Raw genomic sequence first — 19,375 nt, forward strand, 5'->3', positions numbered from 1 at the left:
CATGAGAATACAAAATGCGTTCCGCCTCGGATTGATCGGAACGCTGGGGGTCGGGCTCGGCCTGTTCATCCTGACGTCGATTGTCAGCCTGTCGACGATCCTCACCTATATCGGTGCCGCACTGTTTCTGGCCCTCGGGCTCGAACCGATCGTCGGCTTCATCGAGCGCAGGAAGGCTCCCCGCTGGGCGGCGCTGTTGATCGTAGTGGTCGTGCTTGTCGGCCTGCTTGCACTGCTGATGTGGGCGATCGTGCCGATCATCGTCGACCAGTCGACCCAGTTGGTCAAACAAGTCACCAAGTTCGTCGAGACGGGAACCTACCAGACCTGGTACCGAGACCTTCAACATCAATTCCCCGCAATCAACTTCGACGAAGCGCTGCAACAGGCCTGGTCTTACATTCAGAAGAATGTCGGCGGCATCACCGGTGGCATCCTGCAGGCCGGAATCGGCATCGTCAGCGGATTCTTCGGCGGCGTGATCGTGCTCATTCTGACGTTGTATTTCACTGGATCGCTCAACAACATCAAGCGCGCAACGTATGAGCTGGTGCCCGCGTCGAAGCGCGCACGCTTTTCCGACCTGGCGGAGCAGATCTCAGATTCTGTCGGCAAATACGTCATGGGGCAGGTGACGCTGGCACTGTGCAACGGTATTCTCAGCGCGATCTTCCTGACGATCATCGGCGCACCGTTCCCCCTGCTGCTAGCCGTGATCGCTTTCCTGTTCTCGCTGGTCCCCCTTGTGGGAACCCTCACCGGGTCCGTGATCATCGTTCTGCTCTCACTGCTGCTCGCGTCGCCGTTGACAGCGCTCGTGGCCGCCATCTGGTACATCGTCTATATGCAGATCGAGGCATACGTACTGAGCCCGAACATCATGAACCGTGCGGTTTCGGTGCCAGGCGCTGTCGTCGTCATCGCGGCGTTGGCGGGCGGCTCGTTGCTCGGCATCCTCGGCGCGTTGATCGCAATTCCGGTGGCTGCCTCGATCATGCTCATCATCAAGCAGGTCGTGATTCCGCACCAGAACGAAATCTGACAAATCCGTAGCGGTCAGCGCTCGGCCGACCAGTGCGTCGGCAACGACTCTGCCGACCAGTGCGTCGGCAACGGCAACGCCGCCGGGTTGACAATGGCCACGATTTCGCTCAGCACGCGTTTGGTGAGGTTCTCCCCCACCCAGAGATGCTTGCCGCCTTCGACGGCGATCACACGCGCGTTCGGCACGACCGCGAACCGTTTCCGCGCTTCTTCCGGTTGCAAATACGTGTCGTGCTCCGGAATCAGCGCAATCAACGGGCGCGGGTCGTCCGCCCACGCCGCGAGCTCTGCGTCGGTCGCCCTGTGCAGCGGTGGTGAGAGCAAGATCGCACCGTCGATCGGATGCTGCCTGCCGTACTTGAGCGCAATCTCGGTGCCGAACGACCATCCGACGAGCCACGGATGCGGCAAGCCACGTTCGTGAACGAATGCCATTGCCGCTGCGAGGTCGAGGCGCTCCGCACCACCGCCGTCAAAGCTGCCTTCACTGGTGCCGCGCGGAGAATGGGTTCCGCGGGTGTTGAAACGCAGCACGGCCACCTCAGCCAGCGCGGGCAACCGCGCCGCAGCCTTTCGGAGGATGTGCGAATCCATGAAGCCACCTGCGGTCGGCAGCGGATGCAGCGTCACCAAGGTTGCCACCGGGTCACGCTCGATAGGCAGCGCGAGCTCTCCGACGAGTGTGAGTCCGTCTTCCGTGTGCAGCTCGATGTTCTCGCGTCGCGCGGGCAGTTCCACGCCGCCGCGGAGTTCGAGCGGATCCTGCATCTGTTTCACGGACGTCAACTCACTTTCCAGCAGTGCACATGCCAGTGCCTGCGGGCCGCAATATCGGAGGCATCGCCGAGTACGCCATCCGCTCGCCACGCGACAACATGAGCGACGCCCGGGTCGATCTCCTGCTCACAACCGGGGCAGACGTAGGTCTTGACCGCCTGGGCCGATGAAATCGGTTGTACATTCCAGGCGAAGCCTCGGCGCTGCTCCGTGCGGCGCCACCCCGACATGAGGTGGTTCAGCGTCAACTCGTCCTCGTCTGCCGCCGCGAGGTGGGAGGCCTGAGGGGATTTTCGCCCGCGGGGTCGGTTGCTGCGCGGCATGAGTCCAGTCTAGAAGATCGCGCCGCCGCAGATTGCGTACCGCTAATACCAGCCGGTCGACTCCGAATGATTCCACGCCCCGCACGGGGTTCCGTAGCGGCCGATCACGTAGCCGAGGCCCCAGTTGATCTGGGTTGCCGCACTCGTCTGCCAATCCGCACCCGCCGACGCCATTTTACTGCCGGGAAGAGCCTGAGGAATGCCGTACGCGCCACTCCCGGCGTTGTAGGCGTACACATTCCAGTGAGATTCACGGTTCCACAGGGCGACCAGGCAGTTGAACTGGTCGTTTCCCATTCCGCGGGCCTGTAGGGCGGTCAACGCATATGCCTGAGCGCTCCCGGGGTCCGGTGTGCCGACGGCGGGCGCACCGCCGGAGCCGGACGACGAGGACGGAACCACGACAACAGGAGGCGGTGGTGGTGGTTTCGGCTTTTCCTTCACGGTATATGCCTCACGGGTTACCGTGTTCTCGTAGCCGGCGGCGACGGCGAGGTCTTGGATCGGTTGACCTTCGAATCGATCGCTGTGCCCGAGCGCGAAATCGGGAGAGGCCGTCGCACCCGAGTATGGATCGACGATGTTCACCAGGAGAAAGCCGACAGCCGCGAGGAAGGCCAGGCTGACGAAGAACGGGCGGGACTTATTGCGACGCCCTGAGCGCTTCGTGCCGTCAGAATTCGGCTGCGTCGGCGGCCCCTTGCGCGCATCGGCCGCGGGCGTTGAAGCAAGATGCGAGTGGGGTCCCTTACGGACGACCCCGACCGGCTTCGCTGGTGCAAGGGGCGTCGTTGTTCCTTGATGCCTACCCACGATCACAAAACCATAACGAAGATCGAGGCGTCATGCCAACCCGAACACGCAAACTCAGCGAACAGCCAGCATCACATCCGTCACGCTGTCAAGCAGCAAGTCGACCTGAATTTCGCGGTACCCGCCCCGCTTCGGGCGAAAGACAGCCGTGCGCACCTCATCGATGCTCATCGGCTTGCCGTCCCTGAAGTAGCGCAGCAAGCGCTTGCTGAACCGGTCAACATCCGCTCGGTTGTAGCCGTGCGAGAGGAAGCTCGTGCGCGCGAAGCGCTGCCCCTCGTCGCGGCTGAGGCGGTTGATGATCACCTGGGCCGTAGCACGCGCCTCCTCGAGTCGCTGCTGCCGTTCAGCGTCGGTCAATGCATGCTCGCGTTCGCGCGCTGCGAATGCGTCCTCGAGGCGCTCCAGGGCGGCATCGACAAGTTCGGTCGCATACCCACCCTTGTGCATCGAGAACGCCGTGTGCCGAATCTCCTCCGCCGTCAGCGGCGCGAGGTCTGCGTCTGTTCCGTCGTAGGACGCCCGAGCGCGATTCAGGAACGCGTCGACCTCCGCGGTCTTGTAACCCGGCTTGGACTTTCGGGCGGTCGGAAAGGTGCTCACCGCCCTATTCTGCCAAATCCGTTAGCCGAATATCTGGAACAACGCGTACGCGGCCACGGCCGAGGGCAGAATCGAGTCGAGCCGGTCCAGGAATCCCCCATGCCCCGGCAACCAGGAACTCATGTCCTTCACGCCGATGTCACGCTTGATCAGCGACTCTGCGAGATCGCCGAGAGTTGCTGTCAGCAGAATCACGACCCCGAAAATCACGCCGAACCAGACAGGTTGATGCACCATGAAGACGGCGAGCAGAACGCCGGCGATGATGCTGGTCACGACGGCGCCCGCAAAGCCTTCCCAGGTTTTCTTCGGGCTGATCGACGGAGCCATCGGATGCTTACCGAACAGTAATCCGCTGGCATACGCACCGGTGTCCGCCGCCACCACAAGGACGATGAAAGCCAGGGTCCACCACTGACCGCCATCCTTTTCCAGCAGAAGCACCGAGAAGCTCGCCAGCAGTGCGGCATACATCTGCACGAAGGCGATTGCCCCGAGATCTCTGCCTAACGCGCTTCGCTTGGTGCGATGACGGGGTGAGATCGCCATCGCCAGGCGCCACACCCAGCAGAGCACGAGGCCTGCACCGAGCGCGACCAACTGGCCGGTCTCCTGACCGTAGTACGCGGCGGGGATGATCGCGACCGCTGCGATGACAGTTGGCACGCGCGGAAGCAGGTAGCCCGCCCCACGAAGTGCGTGCGTCAATTCGAATGCGCCGAACGCAGCGCAGGCCGCCGCCACGACCATGAAGATCTCTTTGATGAAGATCAAGCTGATCAACAGGACGGCGCCGAACGCGAGGCCGATCAGAATGGCGAGAATCAGATTGCGGCCGGTGCGTGCCCGAATGCGCTCGTTGGTCGCATCCAGTTGCGCCTTCGTCGCCTGCACCTGGCGCTCGATGTCGGCGCGGGTCGATTTCACCTGGGCTCGGAATTCGGCGTGCGACGGATGCCCTGTTCCCGTAGGAGAAGCGGGCCTGTCCGGGTCCTGCGACGGATCGTTCGCCATGGCTGCCTATACCTCGAGCAGTTCGGCTTCCTTGCGCCCGAGTGCCTCGTCGATGGCATCCACGTGGCGTTTGGTGACCTGCTCTAATTCCTTTTCGCCGCGAGCCACCTCATCGTCGCCGAACTCAGACTTCAGGCCGTCGAGTTCATCTTTCGCCTTCCGGCGCACGTTGCGCACGGAGACCTTGGCGTCTTCGGCTTTGCTGCGCACGATCTTCACGTATTCGCGGCGCCGATCCTGCGTCAGTTCGGGCATCGTCACCCGGATGATCGTTCCGTCATTGCTCGGATTCGCGCCGAGGTTCGGCGTAGCGACGATCGCCTTCTCGATCTCCTTGAGTGCGCTCTTGTCGTACGGCGTGATGACCAGCATTCGCGCTTCCGGATTCTGCATCGACGCAAGTTGCCCCAACGGGGTCGGCGATCCGTAATAGTCGACCAGGATTTTCTGGAACAACTGCGGATTCGCACGGCCGGTCCGCACGGTCGCGAAGTCGTCTTTCGCGACTTCGACAGCCTTACCCATGCGCTCGGCCGCTGCCGAAAGTACGTCCGCGATCACGGTCACTCCTTTGAAAGATCGATTGGGTCCAGCTTAGTTGGAGACCAGAGTGCCGAGTGCCTTGCCGAGAATTGCAGCCGTCACGTTCCCGCTTGGCTGCATGCCGAACACTTGCATCGGCATCCCGTTGTCCATGCACAGGCTGAACGCGGTCGAGTCGACGACCTTGAGCCCCTGTTGCAGCGCGTCTTGATAGGTGATTCGGTCGATCTTCACCGCTTGGGGGTTCGTGCGCGGATCGGCGCTGTACACGCCGTCGACGCCGTTCTTCGCAACGAGCACGACGTCTGCATCGATTTCGAGCGCCCGCTGGGCGGCGACGGTATCTGTTGAAAAATACGGGAGTCCGGCTCCTGCACCGAAAATGACGACGCGGCCCTTTTCAAGGTGCCGCTCTGCACGACGAGGAATGTACGGTTCCGCGACCTGAGTCATCGAGATGGCCGACTGAACACGCGTGGCCGCACCGGCCTGCTCCAGGAAATCCTGCAGAGCCAATGCGTTCATGACTGTTCCCAGCATGCCCATGTAGTCGGCGCGACCGCGGTCCATCCCGCGTTGGCTGAGCTCAGCACCACGGAAGAAGTTTCCACCGCCGACGACAATCGCGACTTCGACGTCTTCTGCAGCGCGCGCTATCTCGCGGGCGAGAGCGCTTACGACGTCTGGATTGACGCCGAGGGAACCCCCTCCGAACGCCTCCCCTGAGAGCTTGAGCAGGACTCGGCGCCTCTTCGGTAGTTCCGTCATGTGTGCGTCCTTCCGTCAGACCCTGTCTAAAACTAGCGTGCCGCGGCGCGCTTCCGTCACCCGTGCCGCTCACAGAGCGAGGAAGCCCGGACCGCAAGGGATCCGGGCTTCCTCCGCTACCGATGCGCTTCTGGCGGCGTCAGGCGCCGACCTTGAAGCGAACAAAGCCGCTGACGGTCAAGCCTGCGTCAGCCAGCACGGTGCCAACCGCCAACTTGTTGTCTTTTGCGTAGTCCTGCTCGAGCAGCGCGACCTGTTTGAAGTAAGCGTGCAGCCGGCCATCGATGATCTTCGGCAGCGCGGCCTCGGGCTTGCCCTCGTTGCGCGAGATCTCCTCGACGATGCGGCGCTCGTTCTCGACGGCGTCTGTGGGAACGTCCTCACGGGCGAGATACTCGGGGTTGGCGAACGAGATGTGCTGGGCGATGCTGCGCGCCGTCTCGGCATCCGTCCCGCTGTATCCGACGATGACACCCACTTGCGGCGGCAGATCTTTCGATGTCTTGTGCAGGTAGATCGCGAAGTGCTCGCCGGAGACGACCGCGACGCGACGCAGTTCGATCTTCTCGCCGAGGATGGCGGCTTCGCCGTCGATCAACTCCGCGACAGTCCCGTCACCGGCCGACGTTTTCGCGGGCGCCGCCAGCGCGGCTTCCACTGTGGTTGCACCGGCAGCAGCTACAGCCTCGAGCAGCTTGTCTGCCAGGGCAATGAATTTCTCACCCTTTGCGACGAAGTCAGTCTCGCATGCGAGCTCGATCAGCGTTGCGGTGCTGCCGTTCTCCTTCGCGGCGACGAGGCCCTCGCTCGTGGAGCGATCGGCACGTTTCGCGTTACCCTTCGCCCCCTTGAGTCGCAGAATCTCCGTCGCCTTTTCGAGGTCGCCCTCCGCTTCGACGAGCGCATTCTTCGTGTCGACCATTCCCGTGCCCAGCTGCTCGCGCAGCGTCTTGACATCGGCAACGCTGAAATTTGCCATTACGTGTGAACTCCTTGAATTGAAGAAAAGGTCTATTCGGACGCTGTCGCGGTCTCGCCGGCTTCCTCGACGACCTCAGCCTCGACGGCGACGGGCTCGTCTGCGGCGTCCTCAACGGCGACAGTCTCGACGACGGCGGGCTCATCTGCAGCTGCTTCGACCTGCTCAGCCGTGGCGACCTCAGCGGTCGTCGCCTCCTTCTTGGCCTCATTGAGGTTCGCGACCTTCTCGGTGTCGGCGCTGGACTGCGTCGGCATGTCGTCTTCCGAGGCCTGCAGCAGTTCGCGCTCCCACTCGGCAAGCGGCTCAGCGGGCTCTTCGCCCTCCTCCGGCTTCTGGTGGCGTTGGATCAGGCCCTCTGCCGCCGCATCCGCCACAATCCGCGTCAGCAGGCTGACGGAACGGATGGCGTCGTCATTGCCCGGAATCGGGTACTGCACCTCGTCGGGATCGCAGTTCGTGTCGAGGATGCCGATGACCGGGATGCCCAGCTTCTTGGCTTCGTCGATCGCGAGGTGCTCCTTCTTGGTGTCGACGACCCACAGGGCACTCGGCGTCTTCGTCAGGTTGCGGATGCCGCCAAGTGACTTGTGCAGCTTGTCGAGCTCGCGCTTCTTGATCAGAAGTTCTTTCTTGGTGAAACCGCTCGTCGTGCCCTCGTAGTCGAGCTCCTCGAGTTCCTTCATGCGCGCGAGACGCTTGGAGACGGTCTGGAAGTTGGTCAGCAAGCCGCCCAGCCAGCGCTGGTTGACATAGGGCTGGCCGACACGCGTCGCCTGCTCGGAAATCGCGTTCTGTGCCTGCTTCTTAGTGCCGACGAACAGGATGGTGCCCCCGTGCGCGACCGTCTCCTTCACGAAGTCGTAGGTCGTGTCGATGTAGGTCAGCGACTGCTGCAGATCGATGATGTAGCTGCCACTGCGTTCGGTCAGGATGAAGCGCTTCATCTTCGGGTTCCAGCGGCGGGTCTGGTGTCCGAAGTGGACGCCGCTGTCGAGCAGCTGGCGCATTGTTACGACGGCCATGGCCGTTCTCCTATTCTTGACAGCGCACAGCGCGTGGCTGCAACGGTGTCATTCGGTTTTTGTGCGGATCGGTTGATCCCACTCCTGGTGCCCGACAGACATCCGCCCCGATTTTTATGAACTCGTGTTTATGAACTCGTGTTCATCGGGGACCGGTGGATGCGACTGCCTCTGCGATCACGCGGTGATCGGCATTGCGGGCACGCGTAGTCACCTCGACATGCGAGGTGCATCAAGAATCATAACATCTGCGCGGCGGCGCTCGTGGCGCCGGTCAGTTTTGGCCTGCTGACTCGTTCTAGGCCGTTGCGTGGTCCCGGTGCATGTGGGTGAGCTTGCCCTTGTCTTCCAACTCGAGGCCGCTGACCTCCGGTAGGAGCGCTTTGACGAACCAGAACGACAGCACAGCGAAGAATGCGAAGCCGGCGTAGACGAAACCCAGCCCGACGGCGGCCGTCATTATCGGGAACAGCAGGGTGACGAGGAAGTTGAAGATCCAGTTGAACGCCGCCGCGATGCCCAGCCCCAAACCGCGGATCTTGTTCGGGAAGACTTCTCCGAGGACGACCCACATGACGGGCCCCCAGGTCGCAGCGAAGAAGATCACGAATAGGTTCGCACCGATCAGTGCGATCACGCCCCACGGTTGCGCAAGCGTGATGTCGGCTCCTGACCCTTGCGCTTGCGAGAATGAGACAGCGGCGAGAACGAGGCCGACGAACATGCCGCCCGAGCCCCAGAGCAGCAGTAGTTTGCGGCCGACCTTGTCTACGAAGAAGATCGCGACGAAGGTGAGGACGACGTTGATGATCGAGGTGATCACTGAGGTCGTGAACGAGTCGGATGCGCTGAATCCGACCGACTTCCACAGCGTTGTCGAGTAATAGAAGATCGCGTTGATGCCGACCAATTGTTGGAACGCAGCCATGCCGATGCCGACCCACAGAATCGGCTGGAGCCCCCAGGCTTTTCCGCGCAGGTCGCTGTAGCGGGCACGTCGTTCCGCCTCGAGACTGTCCTGAATCTCCGCCAGCCGGGCGTCCGGGTCGGCTGCGCCGGTCACGTTGCGCACGACGGCGAGCGCTTCGGTATCTCGGCCTTTTCGGATGAGGAACTGAGGCGACTCCGGGATGGTCAGCGCGAGGATTCCGTAGATCACCGCTGGAATTACTCCGACAAGGAGCATCCAGCGCCAGGCGGGCACCCCGAACCACAGGCTTCGAAGTGCGTTGCCCTCAGGGCCGGCCAGTGCGGCATCCGATAGCAAAGCCAGAAAGATGCCGAGCGTGATCGCCAACTGCTGCAGCGAACTCAGGGCACCACGCATCTTGGCCGGGGCGATCTCGCCGATGTATGCAGGCGCGATCACTGACGCGATGCCGATCGCCAGCCCTCCGATGAGTCGCCAGATCATCAGCTCCCAGTCGGAGAATGCCAGCCCGGACCCGATCGAACTTGCGACGAACAGGATTGCGGCGATCACCATGACCGGCTTGCGTCCCCACAGGTCAGCCAATTGACCTGCGAACCACGCCCCGACTGCACAGCCGAGCAGGGTGATGGCTACCGTGAAACCGATCGCGGCGTCTCCGAGGGTGAACTCGTGTTTGATCGAGTCAACCGCACCGTTGATGACGGACGTATCGAATCCGAACAGCAGCCCGCCAAGTGCAGCCGCGAGCGTAATTCCGATGATCTTTCCGCGATTCGGATGCCCGGCCTGCGTGCCCCCGTGCACAATTTCGTTTCGGTGCGGTTCAGTATCCGACATGAGAGCCCCCTCTGCGCGTGTCTGTCACGCTACACCTCGACCGCCGATGCGACTAGAGGTGCCCCGCTCACGCAAGACCGAGCAGCGACTCCTCCGTCGGCACGCCTTGCCGCTGAATGCTCCTGAGCACGTCGCGGCATGCTGCGACATCGCCGGCACGCAGAGCGTCGGCCAACTCTTGCAAGAGGGAATGCCGACCGTCGACCGCGAACAGCACAGCGATCAGCTCCGCGGCATGCGTGCCGCCGATGGAGCGCACGGCGAGACCGAACTGGTGCAGATAAGCGCTCAGTGCCTCAAGCAAAGTTCGGTTATGCGAGTATCGCATCAGGCTGCGAAGGTATGTCTGTACGCCCGCGATCGCGCCATTTCCGTCTGAATTGTCGATCGCTTCGCGAAGCGCCATCAGGCTTTGCTCGAGTTCATCGATCAGGGCAGTAGGCGCGTTCTCGGCAACCTCGTCGATTACGGCGCCAAGCAGAGCAACCCAGACGATACGGCCCTCGATGAGCACGCCTCTGTCCGGCCTCGTGATGCGTGTGTATCTGCTCGCCGCTGTTTCGATGACTCGGAAAACGCGCAGGCGTTGCAGTGCTTCCCGCACCGGCGTGCGGGACACACCGAAACGTGCCGCCATCTCCACGTCATTCACGATGTCGCCGGGTGCATACTCCCCCGCGTCGATCGCGCGCAGAATCTCCTCGACGACCTGGTCGGCGATGGTGTTGGTCGGCGCCAGATCGAGTCGGTGAGTTGGTCCTTGTAACGCATTGAAAGTCATTGACGTGCCCCTTGGCTTTTGGCAGTTACTGCGTCGTGACGGTGCTCGGGCGCGTGCGTGTGGCCGCTGCCGCTAATACCGATATATTACAACGCTCGCCAGGAGTGTGCAGCGCGCGCATCGGTCATACTATGCCCCATCCGCGAGGCGCGCAGCGGATTCTGAACAGGTTAGGCGCTGATTGGCTTGCCCACGGCGCACGTGGAGCACACTGGCTTCGTGATCGTCTCGTGGCGTGTTCCTCCCGCTTGCTGGGCAAGAGCGTGCCTGGCCGCGGCGTTGGCGGTCCTATCGGCAACTCTTCAGCCAGTCTTGCCGGAGGTCGCGTCGGGGTCCGCGTCGGACACGACGGCCTCGGATGCACTCGGCACGAGCCCGCCCACAGCGGCACCGCCCATTGTGGTCACCAACGCCGGCGCTCAGGCGCTTCGCGCAGTGGCGGCACCTGCGAATGTCCGCTGGGCTTGGCCGATCGATCCGCCGCACAGCATCCTCGCCGGGTTTCAAGCGCCGCTGACGCGGTACAGCGCAGGGCACCGCGGCATCGACATCGCCTCGACCCCGGGTGCACTCGTGCGCGCCCCCGCTGACGCGACGGTCTATTTCTCCGGTGCGGTTGTCGACCGACCGGTGCTCACCCTGCAGACCGCTGCCGGGGTGTTGGTGAGCCTGGAACCCGTTGTTGGGTCGGTGCCGCTCGAGCTGCCCGTGCGCGCGGGCGAGGTCGTTGGAACGGTCGGTTCCGGTGGTCACTGCGATCGCGAATGCGTGCATCTCGGCGTACGTGTCGCCGGTGAGTACGTCTCGCCTCTCCTGTTCCTCGGGGGCGCAGCCCGCGCCATCCTCCTTCCGTTGGGTTGAACTTTCCGGTCTGGCAATGGCGTCGCGTAGATCGCGGGCGTTTCCGACGCTCAAGCCCGCGGGTGCGCGAGCCGATAACTTTCTACGAGTCGTTGCGTCGACACGTGGGTGTAGATCTGAGTGGTTCCGAGGCTCGCATGGCCGAGCAGTTCTTGCACAGCGCGCAAGTCTGCTCCTCCATCGAGCAGGTGCGTTGCAGCGGTGTGTCGCAGGGCGTGCGGACCAGCGGGCCCGGAGCCTGGCAGGTCGATAAGGATTCCGGCAACCAAGTCGTATACCGCGCGAGTGCCAAGACGCGCACCGCGCGCACCGAGAAACAAGGCTGGCGTGGCAGCCGAGCGTCGCGCATCGGCCTTGTCGCCACCGGCGGCGCGCTTCAGGAGCAACGGACGCGCCACGCGGATATTCTCCAGGATCGCCGCTCGTGCCGGCACTCCGAATGGCACGACCCGTTCTTTGGCGCCCTTGCCGAGCACGCGAACGGTCAAGCGTTCCAAGTCGACGTCGTCGACGTCCAACCCGGTCAGTTCTGAGACACGCAGCGCCGATGCATAGAGCAGTTCGATCACGGCGAGGTCGCGCACGGCGACGGGATTGCCCGTCTGGGCACGCGTGCCGAGCGCGCGCAGGATGCCGTCCATTTGTGTGCGCGTGAGAACCCGTGGCAGCTTGCGGTCCGGCTTGGGTGCACGCAGCCGCGCCCCGCTGTCGGTCGCGGACTGCCCGGTGCGTGCGGTCCATGCGCTGAAACTCTTGGCCGCAGCAGAATGTCGCGCGAGTGTCGCCTTGGCGAGGCCGGCTTGTGCACCTTGCCAGAGCCAATCACGCAGAATCTCCAGGGTGAGCCCGTCGGGATCTTCGACCGCACGGTCGGCGGCGAACTCGCGTAAACGAGTGAGATCGGCACGATAAGCGCGAACCGTCTGCGCCGAATAGCCACGCTCTGCGCTCAAATAGACCACAAAGTCGTCGATCGCCCGCTGGAGGTCCATTTCTCCAGCATTGCGCACCCTGGCACGGATTCCGCCTGCCACGCCCGGCTGAGGTGCATCCGGCGCTCGCGCACACCTCAGTGCTGCTATTAGGACGTTCTGACCCAGCCGCGCTCTGCTTCACGAACTCGCCCGGTCAGTTCAAGCAGACCCAGCGCGGCTACGACAGTTGATGCTGCAAGGCCGGCGCGTGCGGCAATGTCCTGCACATCGCGTGCCGCTCGCACACTCAGTGCATCGAAGACCCTGGTTTCTTCCGTTGTCGGATCGCCCAGCAACGCCCTGTCGGTGACAGCAGCACCGTCGACGAGTTCACTCATCTCCTCGACTGTCGTGACGCAGATGGCGTCGTAGTCACGGATCAAGCGATGGCAGCCCGCCGAGGTCGGGGAGGTCACCGGCCCGGGCACAGCCCCAAGCGGCCTGCCAAGGGCCGCAGCGTGCCCAGCAGTGTTCAATGAACCGCTTCGGCGCCCTGCCTCCACGACAACTGTCGCGCTGGCGCTGGCGGCAATCAGACGATTGCGTTGCAGGAAGCGCCATTTTGTCGGGGCTGCACCGCACGGCACCTCCGATATGACGGCACCGGCCGCCACGATCCTACTGAGCAGAGCGTCGTGCCCGCTCGGATAGAACCGGTCGACGCCGCCGGCCAGGAACGCCACGGTAACACCGTCTGCCGCGAGCGCCGCACGATGGGCCATGCCATCGATTCCATACGCCGCACCGGAGACGATTGCGAATCCGCGCTCCGCCAACCCTGCGGATGCGTCCATCGTGACCTGCTCCCCGTAACCCGAGGCGGCCCGCGCCCCGACTAGGGCAATCGACCGTTCCAGCCGTGCGCAGACTGCGGACTTTCCGCGCAGCCACAGGGCGATCGGTGAGTGTCTGCCCAGGTCATGAAGCCCGCCGGGCCATCCTGGGTCGTTCGGCGCCACGAGCGCGGCGCCGACGCGCGCGGCCTGCTCGAGCGCGTGCAGCACTTCCGCGGACTTCAGGCGCGGTTGCCAGCGCTTGACGGCAGCGGCGAGCTCCGGCTTCACCGTCGCCGCCGAGTCAAGGTCATGCTCGCGCATGATTCCGAGAACACGGTCTGCCGGCCACCCTTCGAGCACGGAACGCAATGCCAGGCTCGGCCCGATGGTCGCGATCAGGCTCCCCGCCGTGCCGTCCCCCGGCTCCGCGATGCCTGACCAGGCCGCTCGCGCGACCAGAGCCGCTCGCTCCTCACCGTCAATCGAACGATCTGCATTGCGCACCGCCGCAATGAGCCGATCGACGGTTGGCTCGTCGAATCCGAAGATCGTCATGAAGTCATCCCCTTCCTCAGGTACAGCGCGGCGCCGATGTGCTCCGCCGTGGGGCGAGCGGCACCCTCGATGTCCGCCACTGTCCACGCCAGCCGCAAGGTCCTGTCATAGCCGCGCATGGTGATACCGCCGCGCTCAAGGGCGCGATCGAGACTTGCGGTAGTGCTCGGGCCGAGTCGCCGCGACCGGTCCCTCAGCCAGGGCCCCGAGACCTGGCCGTTCATCGTCCACGGTGTGGATCGCAACCGGTCGCGTGCCGCTTGACGCGCCTCGTGCACGCGAACGCGCGCCGTCGCGGTGTTCGGCCGGACGGCGTCGTCCGCCAATCGCAACTGGGTCGCTGTGACTCTGCGCAGCGTCAGGCGGATGTCGATTCGATCCATCAGCGGCCCGGACACACGCCCCAGGTAGCGCCTCCTGGCGGACGGTGTGCACGTGCAGGTGTCCTCCGGTGCCCCGTACTGCCCGCACGGGCATGGATTCGCTGCCATCACGAGTTGGAATCGGCCGGGGAACTGCGCCACACCGTTGGCCCGGTGAATCGTGATCTTGCCGGATTCGAGCGGCTGGCGCAGCACATCCAGTACTGCGGTTGCAAACTCCGGCGCCTCGTCCAGGAACAGCACGCCGTGTGATGCGCGAACAGCCGCACCCGGGCGGATGCGGCCGCTTCCGCCGCCGATAATGGCCGCGGCCGTCGCCGTGTGATGTGGGGCTTCCAGCGGCGGTCGGGTCATCAGTTCCGCACCGACTGGTCGCCCGGAAAGCGACCGGATCGACGTCGCTTCGAGTGCGGCTTGTTCGTCAAGATCCGGCAACAGCCCGGGCAGCCGTTCCGCCAACATCGTCTTGCCCGCCCCCGGTGGGCCCAGCAGGAACACGTGGTGGCCGCCCGCCGCCGCGATCAGCAGCGCGTGGACCGCCGCGTCATTGCCCACGATGTCGGCAACGTCGTACTCGTTGCCGACGCCGTCGGGTTCGGCGGCGGGAATCAGCGGATCAACCGGGATCGGGTCATAGCGACCGCCGTGGTGAATGGCCGCCTCTCTCAAGGAAGCGACGGGCAGCACTCGGATTCCGGGGACGAGTGCGGCCTCGTCGGCATTGCCGACAGGCACCATCACCGCGTCTTTGCCGGCTCGAGCGGCGGCCAACACGGCGGGCAGGATCCCCGCCATTGGCCGCAATCGCCCGTCGAGGCCCAGTTCCCCCAAATGGACGACCCCTTCGACCGAGTCGGTTGACACGTCTCCAGCGGCCGCGAGACTCGCCAAAGCGATCGCCAGGTCGAAGCCCGAGCCGTGTTTCGGCAGCGCTGCCGGCGACAGGTTGATCGTGAGCTTGCGCCCGGTGAGGGGGCAGCCCGAGTTTGCCGCGGCGGCGCGCACACGGTCGCGCGCCTCGGTCAGCGCAGCATCAGGAAGGCCGATCAACACGATCGACGGAAGATTGCTTGAGATATCCGCCTCGACCTCGACGATCGATCCCGCGAGCCCGAGCAGGGCCACGGAGTACGTGCGCCCGACGGCCATCAGCCGACACCTTCCAGGTGTTCGATCGTGACGTCGTCGCCGGAGGCGATCACGGCGACGGCGTCGACTCGGGCGCGCCCGACGAACTGCTCCGATTCGGCGCACCACGCGGCGGCCAGGCGCCGAAGACGTGCCACCTTGACTGCTGTGATCGCTTCGAACGGATGCCCGTAAGCCAGCGAGCTGCGCGTCTTGACTTCTACGAAAACCGTCTCGCCATCGCGCTCGACGATGAGATCGAGCTCGCCTTGGTTGCACCGCCAATTACGGTCGATCAGCCGATAGCCGTGCGCCTGCAAATACTCTGCGGCCAGTTCCTCGCCGCGCCTTCCGAGCGTGTCTTTCGCTGCCATGAGCCCCTCCTGCTATGAGGGTGCCCGAGGGCGAAGATGCGTGGGGCGCAAAGCGCGCGAACCTGCAAAAGAATCACAACCGGCCTGCCTGTGGAGACCGAGTGTCAGTGCTCGGCGGCGGGTTACTCGTCGAGTGCGAGTTCCTTCGGCAGTTCGAAATCTTTGGTCGAGAGCTCTTCGATGTTGACATCCTTGAACGTCAGCACACGCACGGATTTGACGAACCGATCGGAGCGGTACACATCCCACACCCAGACATCGTTCATCGTCAATTCGAAGTAGAAGTCGTGCTCAGTGTCGCGCCGCACGAAGTCCACCTCGTTTGCGAGATAGAAGCGACGTTCTGTCTCGATCACGTACTTGAATTGGGCGACGACATCCCGATATTCGCGGTAGAGCGCAAGCTCGACCTCGCGGTCATAGTCGTCGAACTCGTCTTCATCCATGGTGTTTCCAGTCTACGCTGTGGCCTGCTTGAGCCAGGTGCGCCGATGGAAGTCACTGGCGCCGAGCGCCGCGATCGCGGCCAGATGGGCGGCGCTGCCATAGCCCTTGTTTGCGGCCCAGCCGTAGCCTGGAGTGAGGGCGTCGCGTTCGATCATCAGCCGGTCTCGGTGCACCTTTGCGATGACGGATGCCGCTGCCACAGACGCGCAGGTCTGGTCCGCTTTGACCTTCGTCACCACTGCGGGCGTCGCGGAGTGCAGTGCCGGGCCGAGGTAGTCGTGGTTGCCGTCGAGGATCACCGTCGCATCCTGTATCGGCGCGCCCAGCTTGTGCAACGCGATCAGTGCACGTTTGCCGGCGAGGCCCAGGCAGGCGATGATGCCAAGGGAGTCAACCTCAAGCGGCGACGCCAGGCCAACCGCGTGGAACCGCGCCCACCTGCGGCAAAGGGGCGCGAGCGCTTCCCTTCGAGGCTCGCTGAGCAGCTTCGAGTCCCGGAGTCCGAGCGGCATCGGTTCGATATCGGCGTCGACGACGACCATTCCGACGGCGACGGGCCCCGCGATGGCGCCCCGGCCGACTTCGTCACAGCCGATCACCCAGTGCGCGCCGCTGACGTGCAATGCTCGTTCGAAGTCGCAGGTCGGAGTGACGATCATTACGGGCTGTTCTCGACGCCGCGGAATACATCTGGATAGTTGTCGAGATAGGCCCAGCGACTGACCGGCCAGCTGATCAGTACGGCACGGCCGACGACATCCTTGATCGGGACGAACCCTTTGCCTGGCAGCGACTGGTTGCGACTCGAGTCTTGAGAGTCCCACCGATTGTCGCCCATGACCCACAGGTCGCCCTTGGGCACCTTCACGTCGAAGGAGACCGATGCGGCGTTCACTTCGCCGAGTGGAAGCTTGATATACGGCTCTTTGAGCGGCACACCGTTCACGCTCAGTTGACCGAGAGCGTTGCAGCAGGCGACGTGGTCGCCCGGCATTCCGATGACCCGTTTGATGAGGTGGTCATCGCTGTCCGGAGCGGACAGGCCGACGACGGACAGTGCCCAGTCGATTCCGGCCGCTATCGGATTCTGCTTGACCGGCGCAGCGGGGGGCAGCCATCCGCCTGGGTCTGTGAAAACGACGACATCGCCGTGATGGATCGGCATCAGGTTCGGCTCGAGTTCGTTGACGATGATCCGGTCATTGATCAGCAGGGTGCTCTCCATCGAGCCTGACGGAATGTAGAACGACCGAACGAGAAAGGTCTTGATGAGGAACGACACCAAGACCGCGACAACGAAGATGATCAGAATGTCTCGGAGAAAGAGTTTGACGCTGCGTTGCCGCTTGCGTTTGTCCAGGGCCGTACGGTCGGACCGAACGGCCTCCGTGTCGTCTGTCATGCAGTGATATCCGTCATTTAAGCGCCTGAACTCCCGAACTCAAAGTGTAGAGGATCGGGAGATCAGGTTTCGCCGTTGCCGACGCGTGAGTCGCTGTCGGGGCGGATTACGCGTCGCGCTTTTCCTTGATCTTGGCCTTCTTGCCGCGCAGTTCGCGCAGGTAGTACAGCTTGGCGCGACGCACGTCACCACGGGTGACGACCTCGATGTGGTCGATCACTGGGGAGTGCACGGGGAAGGTGCGCTCGACGCCGACCTGGAAGCTGACTTTGCGGACCGTGAATGTCTCACGAACGCCTTCACCACTACGGCCGATCACGACGCCCTGGAAAACCTGGATGCGGGAGCGAGTTCCTTCGATGATGTTGACGTGCACCTTGACGGTGTCACCGGCGCGGAAGGCCGGAATGTCGCTGCGCAGCGACGCTGCGTCGACCTGGTCGAGAATGTGCATGGGGATTCGCTTCCTGCGCCCGCCACCGGTCGAACGCTCTGTCGTGCCCGGGCAGTGCAGTGCACGCCGAGCGAATAGTGATCAATGGAGTGTGTCCGCCGTTATCGCTGGCTCCCCTGTGGCAGAGCCCGGGCCGCGGCACAATCGTCAATTGTGTCATGGATGGCCTGGGAATCGCAAAGCGATGCCCTCAGCGCGCGGCGGGCCCGGTTCCGTCCGCTGGTTTCTCCTGCACGATGATAACGGTCGCGTCCTGCGCGAAGCTGCCCTGCGGGCCGAGATTCGCCGACGGACCGGGCTCGCCTGCGACCGGTGCGAACGCTGCGGCCACGCGTCTGCCGGCGTCCGTCACCAGCGCCCAGAGCGCATACCAGAACGCGAAGATGGCGAGGATGATCGCGGCGAACGCGAACCATGCGCCGCCTGGCCCGAAGAATCCGACCCCGATGATCGACAGATGCCAGGCCGCCAGGATTCCAGCATCTCGCCATGACACGGCGCGCGCGCGGCGCACGGACGTGCGCGCATAGTTCAGCAGAGCGATCGCGAGCAGCGCGATGAAGGCGATGGGGCATACCAGCACGAGTCCGAAGAGGCCGGCACCGCCGGCTCCGAACACCGCCCAGCCCACGAGCAGCCACACCGGAAGCACCACTGCGGCAATGAACTGCCAATAGTAGAACGCCCGGCGCATGATCATGTGACCCAGGGTAATCGCGGCTACTCGGGATTCCGCTGGGAGTTCGCTGGGGGCACAAGATCGGCGTCGGTGCGCCTGTCGTCGGTCTGCCTGGCGTCGATGCGCCTGTCGTCGGCCTGCCTGTCGTCGGTCGTCGTGCTGTCGAACAGGTCGGGCCGAACGCGCGAGGTTCGCTCCAGCTGCTGCGCTCGTCGCCAGGCGGCGATTGCACCATGATTGCCGCTCAACAGCACGGGAGGAACCACGCGGTCGCGCCAGCTTGCCGGCTTCGTGTAGCTCGGGTACTCCAGGAGGCCGGCCTCATGCGATTCCTCGACCAGGCTCTCGGGGTTGCCGATTACGCCGGGGATGAGTCGGCCGAGCGCCTCGATCATTGCCATCACTGCCACTTCTCCCCCGTTGAGCACATAATCGCCCAGACTGACCAATCGCATCCGGGCACGCGCAGCGGTGTCGTCGAACACGCGCTGATCGATGCCCTCGTATCGCCCGCAGCCGAAGACGAGGTGGCGTTCAGCGGAGAATTCGCGCGCGGTTGCCTGGGTGAACACTTCGCCTGCCGGTGATGGGAAGATGACGAGCGGATCCTCCGATGCCGGCAAGATGCCGTCCAGCGCCTCACCCCACGGCTCCGGCTTCATCACCATGCCGGCGCCCCCGCCGTACGGGGTGTCGTCGACGGTGCGGTGCTTGTCATGCGCGTGATCCCGCAGGTTGTGCACGTTCAGTTCGAGCAGTCCGGACTGACGGGCTTTGCCGAGCAGCGACAGGTCGAGCACGTCGAAGAACTCGGGGAAGATCGTGACGATGTCGATGCGCACAGCCACGAGTCTAGGCGGAGCATGTCCCCGGCCAGTCGGGGAGGCCAGCCGAGGAGGCC

23 protein-coding genes are annotated in these 19,375 nt (G+C 63.9%); 2 read left to right on the forward strand and 21 right to left on the reverse strand.

What is annotated here, in order from left to right:
- The first annotated feature begins 1 nt into the window (after position 1).
- Positions 2-1,042: an AI-2E family transporter gene (locus tag QU604_RS12500; RefSeq protein ID WP_308464957.1), complete on the forward strand. Its 1,041-nt coding sequence runs from the start codon at positions 2-4 to the stop codon at positions 1,040-1,042.
- 14 nt (positions 1,043-1,056) lie between these two features.
- Here QU604_RS12500 and QU604_RS12505 read toward each other — a convergent pair whose 3' ends face one another.
- From QU604_RS12505 to QU604_RS12555, 11 genes are all read right to left on the reverse strand, one after another.
- Positions 1,057-1,812 carry an alpha/beta hydrolase gene (locus QU604_RS12505; RefSeq protein ID WP_308468918.1) on the reverse strand — a complete coding sequence of 252 codons (756 nt, stop codon included), beginning with the start codon at positions 1,810-1,812 and terminating at the stop codon, positions 1,057-1,059.
- Between the two features lie 14 nt (positions 1,813-1,826).
- Positions 1,827-2,144 carry an Rv1322 family protein gene (locus QU604_RS12510; RefSeq protein ID WP_308464958.1) on the reverse strand — a complete coding sequence of 106 codons (318 nt, stop codon included), beginning with the start codon at positions 2,142-2,144 and terminating at the stop codon, positions 1,827-1,829.
- 42 nt (positions 2,145-2,186) lie between these two features.
- The gene (locus QU604_RS12515; protein WP_308464959.1) at positions 2,187-2,957 is read right to left on the reverse strand and encodes an aggregation-promoting factor C-terminal-like domain-containing protein; all 771 of its coding nucleotides are present in this window, start codon (positions 2,955-2,957) and stop codon (positions 2,187-2,189) included.
- Between the two features lie 54 nt (positions 2,958-3,011).
- Positions 3,012-3,560 (reverse strand): DivIVA domain-containing protein, encoded by a 549-nt coding sequence (locus QU604_RS12520; RefSeq protein ID WP_308464960.1) that lies wholly within the window; start codon positions 3,558-3,560, stop codon positions 3,012-3,014.
- 21 nt (positions 3,561-3,581) lie between these two features.
- Positions 3,582-4,574: a phosphatidate cytidylyltransferase gene (locus QU604_RS12525; RefSeq protein ID WP_308464961.1), complete on the reverse strand. Its 993-nt coding sequence runs from the start codon at positions 4,572-4,574 to the stop codon at positions 3,582-3,584.
- A gap of 6 nt (positions 4,575-4,580) precedes the next feature.
- Positions 4,581-5,135 carry a ribosome recycling factor gene (frr, locus tag QU604_RS12530; protein WP_308464962.1) on the reverse strand — a complete coding sequence of 185 codons (555 nt, stop codon included), beginning with the start codon at positions 5,133-5,135 and terminating at the stop codon, positions 4,581-4,583.
- A gap of 33 nt (positions 5,136-5,168) precedes the next feature.
- Complete coding sequence (gene pyrH / locus QU604_RS12535; RefSeq protein WP_308464963.1) at positions 5,169-5,885, reverse strand: UMP kinase; 717 nt, start codon at positions 5,883-5,885, stop codon at positions 5,169-5,171.
- Positions 5,886-6,024: 139 nt separating this feature from the next.
- Positions 6,025-6,864, reverse strand: a complete 840-nt coding sequence (gene tsf / locus QU604_RS12540; protein ID WP_308464964.1) for a translation elongation factor Ts — start codon at positions 6,862-6,864, stop codon at positions 6,025-6,027.
- 32 nt (positions 6,865-6,896) lie between these two features.
- A complete protein-coding gene (rpsB, locus tag QU604_RS12545; protein ID WP_308464965.1) occupies positions 6,897-7,889 on the reverse strand; it encodes a 30S ribosomal protein S2 in 993 nt (330 codons plus the stop codon).
- Between the two features lie 298 nt (positions 7,890-8,187).
- Positions 8,188-9,660: a sugar porter family MFS transporter gene (locus QU604_RS12550; protein ID WP_308464966.1), complete on the reverse strand. Its 1,473-nt coding sequence runs from the start codon at positions 9,658-9,660 to the stop codon at positions 8,188-8,190.
- A gap of 67 nt (positions 9,661-9,727) precedes the next feature.
- Positions 9,728-10,441, reverse strand: coding sequence for a GntR family transcriptional regulator (locus QU604_RS12555; RefSeq protein ID WP_308464967.1), 714 nt, complete (start codon positions 10,439-10,441; stop codon positions 9,728-9,730).
- A gap of 219 nt (positions 10,442-10,660) precedes the next feature.
- On the opposite strand from QU604_RS12555, the gene QU604_RS12560 reads away from it, so the two are divergent.
- Positions 10,661-11,302, forward strand: a complete 642-nt coding sequence (locus QU604_RS12560; RefSeq protein WP_308464968.1) for a peptidoglycan DD-metalloendopeptidase family protein — start codon at positions 10,661-10,663, stop codon at positions 11,300-11,302.
- Positions 11,303-11,352: 50 nt separating this feature from the next.
- On the opposite strand, the gene QU604_RS12565 is transcribed toward QU604_RS12560, so the two are convergent.
- The 10 genes from QU604_RS12565 to trmD all read right to left on the reverse strand — a co-directional run bounded on the left by QU604_RS12565 (position 11,353) and on the right by trmD (position 19,316).
- Complete coding sequence (locus QU604_RS12565; protein ID WP_308464969.1) at positions 11,353-12,294, reverse strand: tyrosine recombinase XerC; 942 nt, start codon at positions 12,292-12,294, stop codon at positions 11,353-11,355.
- An 89-nt stretch (positions 12,295-12,383) separates the two neighbouring features.
- Positions 12,384-13,607, reverse strand: coding sequence for a DNA-processing protein DprA (dprA, locus tag QU604_RS12570; protein WP_308464970.1), 1,224 nt, complete (start codon positions 13,605-13,607; stop codon positions 12,384-12,386).
- Positions 13,604-15,139 carry a YifB family Mg chelatase-like AAA ATPase gene (locus QU604_RS12575; RefSeq protein WP_308464971.1) on the reverse strand — a complete coding sequence of 512 codons (1,536 nt, stop codon included), beginning with the start codon at positions 15,137-15,139 and terminating at the stop codon, positions 13,604-13,606. The genes dprA and QU604_RS12575 overlap by 4 nt, the downstream gene beginning before the upstream one ends.
- Positions 15,139-15,492, reverse strand: a complete 354-nt coding sequence (locus QU604_RS12580) for a YraN family protein (RefSeq protein ID WP_308464972.1) — start codon at positions 15,490-15,492, stop codon at positions 15,139-15,141. The genes QU604_RS12575 and QU604_RS12580 overlap by 1 nt, the downstream gene beginning before the upstream one ends.
- Positions 15,493-15,614: 122 nt before the next feature.
- Entirely contained in the window at positions 15,615-15,938 is a 324-nt protein-coding gene (locus QU604_RS12585) for a DUF2469 domain-containing protein (RefSeq protein WP_308464973.1), read from the reverse strand.
- 12 nt (positions 15,939-15,950) lie between these two features.
- Positions 15,951-16,598 (reverse strand): ribonuclease HII, encoded by a 648-nt coding sequence (locus QU604_RS12590; RefSeq protein ID WP_308464974.1) that lies wholly within the window; start codon positions 16,596-16,598, stop codon positions 15,951-15,953.
- Entirely contained in the window at positions 16,598-17,341 is a 744-nt protein-coding gene (lepB, locus tag QU604_RS12595) for a signal peptidase I (RefSeq protein WP_308464975.1), read from the reverse strand. Before lepB ends, QU604_RS12590 begins: the two co-directional genes overlap by 1 nt.
- A gap of 106 nt (positions 17,342-17,447) precedes the next feature.
- Positions 17,448-17,795, reverse strand: a complete 348-nt coding sequence (rplS, locus tag QU604_RS12600) for a 50S ribosomal protein L19 (protein WP_308464976.1) — start codon at positions 17,793-17,795, stop codon at positions 17,448-17,450.
- 190 nt (positions 17,796-17,985) lie between these two features.
- Entirely contained in the window at positions 17,986-18,495 is a 510-nt protein-coding gene (locus tag QU604_RS12605; RefSeq protein ID WP_308464977.1) for a hypothetical protein, read from the reverse strand.
- A gap of 20 nt (positions 18,496-18,515) precedes the next feature.
- The gene (gene trmD / locus QU604_RS12610) at positions 18,516-19,316 is read right to left on the reverse strand and encodes a tRNA (guanosine(37)-N1)-methyltransferase TrmD (RefSeq protein WP_308464978.1); all 801 of its coding nucleotides are present in this window, start codon (positions 19,314-19,316) and stop codon (positions 18,516-18,518) included.
- Positions 19,317-19,375: the final 59 nt, after the last annotated feature.

This window comes from Rathayibacter sp. SW19, from assembly GCF_030866825.1.
Classification (GTDB): domain Bacteria; phylum Actinomycetota; class Actinomycetes; order Actinomycetales; family Microbacteriaceae; genus Rathayibacter_A; species Rathayibacter_A soli.